This window comes from Streptomyces prasinopilosus, from assembly GCF_001419695.1.
In the GTDB taxonomy this organism is placed as follows: domain Bacteria; phylum Actinomycetota; class Actinomycetes; order Streptomycetales; family Streptomycetaceae; genus Streptomyces; species Streptomyces prasinopilosus.
This window is the reverse complement of the sequence record NZ_LIRG01000710.1, coordinates 1-4,577: the sequence shown is the minus strand read 5'-3', so window position 1 is coordinate 4,577 and position 4,577 is coordinate 1. Positions and strand designations below refer to the sequence as shown.

The 4,577-nt window shown below is 69.7% G+C and carries 4 protein-coding genes; 3 read left to right on the top strand and 1 reads right to left on the bottom strand.

From position 1 onward, the window contains the following. Positions 1–122: 122 nt before the first annotated feature. Positions 123–1,178: a LacI family DNA-binding transcriptional regulator gene (locus AOK18_RS25005; RefSeq protein WP_055695795.1), complete on the bottom strand. Its 1,056-nt coding sequence runs from the start codon at positions 1,176–1,178 to the stop codon at positions 123–125. A gap of 343 nt (positions 1,179–1,521) precedes the next feature. On the opposite strand from AOK18_RS25005, the gene AOK18_RS25000 reads away from it, so the two are divergent. The 3 genes from AOK18_RS25000 to AOK18_RS24990 all read left to right on the top strand — a co-directional run. After that, positions 1,522–2,880: an ABC transporter substrate-binding protein gene (locus AOK18_RS25000; RefSeq protein WP_055574652.1), complete on the top strand. Its 1,359-nt coding sequence runs from the start codon at positions 1,522–1,524 to the stop codon at positions 2,878–2,880. 5 nt (positions 2,881–2,885) lie between these two features. Next, positions 2,886–3,899, top strand: a complete 1,014-nt coding sequence (locus AOK18_RS24995) for a carbohydrate ABC transporter permease (protein ID WP_055695794.1) — start codon at positions 2,886–2,888, stop codon at positions 3,897–3,899. Positions 3,900–3,911: 12 nt separating this feature from the next. Next, the coding region (locus AOK18_RS24990) for a carbohydrate ABC transporter permease (RefSeq protein ID WP_055695796.1) at positions 3,912–4,577 on the top strand (666 nt) is incomplete at its 3' end.

Sequence of the window (4,577 nt, the reverse complement as noted above, 5' to 3'; positions counted from 1 at the left end):
CGGGGCGCCGTTCGCCGCCCCGGCGCGCACGGCGAAAGCCCGACGCGGGCGGCGAACGGCGCCCCGCCGGACGGCGCGGAAGACCTCCGCGCCTCCGCCCCGTCCGGGCGCGCCGGACGGGGTCACGACGAGGCGCGCTCCACCAGCTCCGTGGCCAGCACCACCTGGCGCCGGTCCAGTTCCCGGGAGGCGGCCGGGCGGCGGTCGGCGACCTCGGCGAGGAGGAGGCCGATCATCGTGCGGCCCATCTCCTGGATGGGCTGGCGCACGCTGGTCAGCGGCGGGTCCATGTGGCGGGCGATGGCGGAGTCGTCGTAACCGACCAGGGCCACGTCCTCGGGGATGCGGCGGCCCGCCTCCCGCAGCGCGTGCCGGGCGCCGGCGGCGGTCACGTCGGACGCGGCGAAGACCGCGTCCAGGTCCGGGCGGCGCTCCAGCAGTGCCGCCATCGCCCGCCGGCCGCCCTCCTCGGAGAAGTCGCCCGCCTCGATCATCAGGTCGTCCACCGGGCGGCCCGCGTCGCGCAGGGCGTCGCGGTAGCCGTCGACGCGCCGCTGCGCGCCGTACACGTCGAGGCGGCCGGTGATGTGGGCGATGCGCCGCCGGCCCCGGGCGACGAGGTGCTCGACGGCTTGCCGGGCCCCGCCGTAGTTGTCGGAGTCGACCGAGGTCAGCGCCTCCGCGGCCGACCGGGGGCCGCTGATCACCGCCGGGATCTCCAGCCGGGCGAGCATGTCGGGCAGCGGGTCGTCGGCGTGCACGGAGACCAGCAGCACACCGTCCACCCGGTGCGCGGCCAGGTAGTCGGCGAGGCGCTGCCGCTCCCGGTCACTGCCCGCGAAGATCAGCAGCAGCTGCATCTCGGTGTCGGAGAGCGCCGCCCCCACCCCGCGCAGGATGTCCGAGAAGTACGGCTCGGCGAAGAACCGGGTCTCCGGCTCGGGCACGACCAGCGCGATCGCGTCGGTGCGGTTGGCGGCCAGGGCGCGGGCGGCCGTGTTCGGGACGTAACCGAGCTCCGCGACGGCGGCCTCCACGGCGGCGCGGGTCGCGTCGCTCACCCGGGGCGAACCGTTGATCACCCGGGAGACCGTGCCCCGGCCGACACCGGCGCGCGCCGCCACCTCCTCGAGGGTGGGACGGCCACCCCCGCGGCCCCGCGCTCCGTGGCTTGCCATGTACGCCCCGCTTTCCCTCGCATGTCACGCTGGCCTGGAATCTAACAGCCCCGCACGCGACGGCGGCCGCCGACGGGAGTACCGTCCGGGGCCGGGGACGCCGCACGGCACCGTCCGGGTCTCCAGTTAACAGCCCGATAACTGAACACGGTTCTCTTCGTCCGCTCCCTTGACACCCCCGCCAGGACCCGCGACCCTTCAACACATCACCTGTGGGAGCGCTCCCACGGTACCTGACACATACACAACCCGCACGTTCCCCGCCCGAGCCGCAGCAGTAACAAACGGGCCCAACAACGCCGTTGGCCGGGGGGTCGGCACGTCAGGGCAACAGGAGGACGCAATGCGAGCACGTACCCTCCCCCTCTCCCGGCAGCGCACGAACGGGGGGAAGCTCTTCACCCGCAAGGCACTGGCCATCGCGGCCGTGGTGTCGCTGGGCACGGGGCTGCTGGCCGGCTGTGCCGACGACGGTGGAGACGACGACTCCGGATCCTCGTCCGGCGGCGAGGGCAAGACCACCATCACGCTGGGCCTGTTCGGCACCATGGGCTTCAAGGAAGCCGGTCTCTACGCCGAGTACGAGAAGCTGAACCCGGACATCAAGATCGCCGAGAACGTGATCGAGCGGAACGAGAACTACTACCCGGCTCTCGTCAACCACCTGACCACCAACAGCGGTCTGATGGACGTCCAGGCGATCGAGGTCGCCAACATCGCCGAGGTCGTCGGCACCCAGGCGGACAAGTTCACGGACATGTCCAAGGTCGAGGGCGTGGACAAGTCCGGCTGGCTGGACTGGAAGTGGGAGCAGGCCACCTCCAAGGACGGCCAGACCATAGGCCTCGGCACGGACGTCGGCCCGATGGCCATCTGCTACCGCAAGGACCTCTTCGACAAGGCCGGTCTGCCGACCGACCGCGAGGAGGTCGGCAAGCTGTGGGCCGGCGACTGGGACAAGTTCATCGAGACCGGTGAGAAGTACAAGAAGGCGGCCGGCGGCGGCACCTTCTTCATGGACTCCCCCGGTGGCCTGATCAACGCCGTCCTCAGCAGTGAGAAGGAGAAGTTCTACGACTCCTCCGGCGAGGTCATCTACAAGTCGAACCCCGCCGTCAAGGCCGCCTTCGACCTGACCGCCGAGGCCGCCGAGAAGGGCCTGGTCCAGTCGCAGACGCAGTTCCAGCCGGCCTGGGACACGACCATCGCCAACAGCAAGTTCGCCACCGTCGCCTGCCCGCCGTGGATGCTCGGCTACATCAAGGGCAAGTCGCAGCCCGACGCCGCCGGCAAGTGGGACGTCGCCGTGGCGCCCAAGTCCGGCAACTGGGGCGGTTCCTTCCTGGGCGTGCCGAAGAGCGGCAAGAACGTCGAGGAGGCCCAGAAGCTGGTGGCCTGGCTGACCGCGCCCGAGCAGCAGGCGAAGCTGTTCAAGGTGCAGGGCAGCTTCCCGAGCGCCCCGGGCGCGTACGACAGCGCGGAGGTGACCGGCGCGAAGAACGAGATGACCGGTGACAGCCCGATCGGCGAGATCTTCTCCGAGGCCGCGAAGCAGATCCCGGACCAGGTGATCGGCCCGAAGGACCAGATCATCCAGCAGGGCCTGACGGACAACGGCGTCATCCTCGTCACGAAGGGCAAGTCCGCCGAGGAGGCCTGGGAGACGGCCACCAAGACCATCGACAACAACCTGGACAAGTGACCTGAATGGCCGCCCGCCACGACACCGCCGCGCCCCCCGTCGAGGGGGGCGCGGCCCCGGGCCGTCCGCCCGGGGGCTCCGCACCCATGGACAAGGCGCAGCGACGCCGGGCCAAGCTGTCCCGCCGCTGGCAGCGGGACATGCGCTGGAGCCCGTACGCGTTCGTCTCGCCCTTCTTCCTGCTGTTCCTCGCCTTCGGCCTGTTCCCGCTGATCTACACGGGCTGGGCCTCGCTGCACCAGGTGGAGCTGACCGCCCCGACCGACATGGACTGGGTCGGGCTGAAGAACTACACCCGGATCTTCGACGACGAGTTCTTCTGGAACGCGGCCGAGAACACCCTGACCATCGGCATCATCGCAACGGTTCCGCAGTTGCTGGTGGCGATGGGCATCGCCCACATCCTCAACTACAAGCTGCGGGCCTCGACCTTCTACCGGGTCGCGATGCTCGCGCCGTACGCCACCTCGATCGCCTCCGCCTCCCTGGTGTTCGTCCTGCTCTTCGGCTACGACTACGGCATGATCAACTGGGCGCTCGGCTCCGTCGGGATCGACCCGGTCGACTGGCAGGGCGACAAGTGGCCCTCGCAGTTCGCCGTGTCGGCGATCATCATCTGGCGCTGGACCGGCTACAACGCGCTGATCTACCTGGCCGCGATGCAGGCGATCCCGCAGGACCTGTACGAGTCGGCGGCGCTGGACGGCGCCAGCCGCTGGAAGCAGTTCGTCCACGTGACGCTGCCCTCGCTGCGTCCGACGATCCTGTTCACGGTGGTGGTCTCCACCATCGGCGCCAGCCAGGTCTTCGGTGAGCCGCTGCTGTTCGACGCCAACAAGGGCGCGTCCGGCGGTGCGGAGCACCAGTTCCAGACGCTCGGCCTGTACCTGTACGAACAGGGCTGGGTGAACCAGCACCTGGGCCGTGCCTCGGCGATCGCCTGGACGATGTTCGCGATCCTGATCGTCATCGGCATCATCAACCAGCTCATCTCGCGCCGGCTGCGCGCCAGCAGTTAAGGAGTTGTGGCCGTGACGACGACTGTGACGCCCCCCGAGACCGCCCCCGCCAAGGCGCCGAAGCGCTCGCGCCTGCCGAAGTCGGCGCGGGCCGGCGGAACGCTGCACGGCGGTCCGATCGCGTACGCGATCCTGATCGTGTTCACGATCGTGTCGCTGTTCCCGCTGGTGTGGACCGCGATCGCCGCTTCCCGGGACAACCAGCGGCTGGCCCAGAACCCGCCGCCGCTCTGGTTCGGTTCCAACCTGTTCAAGAACCTGGAGATCGCCTGGAAGGACGCCAACCTCGGTGAGGCCTTCCTCAACACCACGATCGTGGCGGGCATCTCGGCGGTGACCATCGTCGTGCTGTCGACGATCGCCGGGTTCGCCTTCGCCAAGCTGCGCTTCAGGGGCCGCAACGCGCTGATGCTGATCGTGATCGGCACGATGATGGTGCCGCCGCAGCTCAGCATCATCCCGCTGTACATGATGGTCGCCAAGCTGGACTGGTCCGACCAGCTGCAGGCGGTGATCTTCCCGTCGCTGGTGAGCGCGTTCGGCGTGTTCTTCATGCGGCAGTACCTGCTGCAGGCGCTGCCGGACGAGGTCATCGAGGCCGCGAGGGTCGACGGCGCGAGCAGCTGGCGCGTGGTGTGGCACGTGGTGTTCCCGGCCGCGCGGCCGGGAACACCACGT